Genomic DNA, 1,537 nt, shown 5'->3' on the forward strand with positions numbered 1-1,537 from the left:
GTCGGCTCCCGCCCCCGTCCACGGGGTGGGAGCCGACGGCCGGGCCGGGCACCGGTGCGGCCACCGGTCCCGGTCGGCGGGGTCAGTCGAACAGGGCACCCCCGAACTCCTCCTCGGCGACGGCGTGCGCCCGGGTCTCACCCACGCGCTGCGGGGCGCGGCGGGGCACCCGGTGCGGGGTCCGCCGGGGGCGCTGGGCGGGCACCCGTGCGGACGGCTGGCCGCTGGTCACCGTGTCCACCTGCACGGAGCCGAAGCCCTGGGCGGTGTACTTGCCCGCTCCGGTCAGCTCCAGCAGTTCCAGGAGGGTGGCGAAGGCGTCGGCGTGGCGGCGCTCGCCCCCGGCCAGGTCCAGCCGCAGCCCGCCGTGCCAGCCGAGCACGGTGCGGTTGTCGGCGTGCTGGTGCTCGGCCAGCCGCACCTCCTCGCCGGGCAGGGGCTCGCGGCGCACCCGGGCCAGCCCGCCGAACACCAGCTCCAGCCAGGGTTCGGCCAGGGTGGACGGCGCGAACCGGGCCACCGCGCCCACGGCCCCGCTGCCGCCGACGATCCCGCCGCCCGAACGGTGCACGGCGCCGAAGAGGCGCCGCGGGGTGGGCCAGATGTGCGGAATGCGCTCACCGGCGGCGTCGCGGGTGGTCATGACGATGGGGGTCCGGCTGCGCACCGCGGCCGAGCGCACCGCGGACGGGCCGCGCGGCTCGGTGAGCATCTGGGTGTAGGTGCGGTCGAAGGTGCGGGTGACCGAGAGGGGCACCAGCAGGTGGTCGCCGATCCGCTGGGGGTCGCCGACCAGCTCCTCCGGCGCGAGCGGGGGCGGGGTGTCGTCGTCCAGCCAGGTGAGCGTCCAGTGGTGCAGGCGGTCGCCCAGGGGCGAGGGCCACCCGTTCATGGCCCACCGCTTGGCGGCCGCGTGCTCCTCCGGGGACTGGGGCCACCAGCGGTTGAGCAGTCCGTGGCAGTCCTCGGGCCGGATCGGCCGCGCCGTGTCCGCCAGATCTCGCAGGATCACGGTCCACCGCATCGGCACGGGCACCACCCCTTCACTCGGTCGCGGCGGCGGACGCACACCGCCGAGGACTCCTCTCGGACAGTGCCGGGCCCTGTCCAGGGCCTCGCGTTCCCACGGGCACCGCCCTGCGTACCGGGACCGGGGCCGCCCGTGGACAACCGCTTCCGACCACCGGACGCGTACACGGTCACCGCGAACGGCGGCACGGCCCTGCGAGCGGGCGCCGGGTGCGCCGGGCCTTCGGACGCGCACGGCCGCGGGTCCCCGGTTCAGCCCTCGGCCATCTCCAGCAGGCGCAGCACGGTGCGCCAGTTGCGGCCCGTCACCGTCCCGTCGACGTGTCGGGCCACGAGGTCGGGGAGCCTGGCGTGTCTGAGCCCCAGCTCGTGGTGGGTGTAGACCTGGTCGCCCACCACCGCCATGCGCTCGCGCGGGTGGGCGGACGGGTCGAGCGCGGCCAGACCGGCGGCGTCCACGGCGCCGGAGCAGAACAGGACGAGGAACTTGGCGGGGTCGGGGACGGGG

Annotated in this window: 1 protein-coding gene and 1 pseudogene; both read right to left on the reverse strand. The window is 76.7% G+C overall.

The features are described from left to right. Positions 1–82 precede the first annotated feature (82 nt). Complete coding sequence (locus DQW06_RS13590; protein ID WP_167539512.1) at positions 83–1,024, reverse strand: CRISPR system precrRNA processing endoribonuclease RAMP protein Cas6; 942 nt, start codon at positions 1,022–1,024, stop codon at positions 83–85. Between the two features lie 257 nt (positions 1,025–1,281). Next, a pseudogene (locus DQW06_RS13595) lies at positions 1,282–1,537 on the reverse strand (hypothetical protein); the annotation flags it as partial.

Origin of the sequence: Nocardiopsis sp. TNDT3, from assembly GCF_003427465.1 — a bacterium.
Classification (GTDB): domain Bacteria; phylum Actinomycetota; class Actinomycetes; order Streptosporangiales; family Streptosporangiaceae; genus Nocardiopsis; species Nocardiopsis dassonvillei.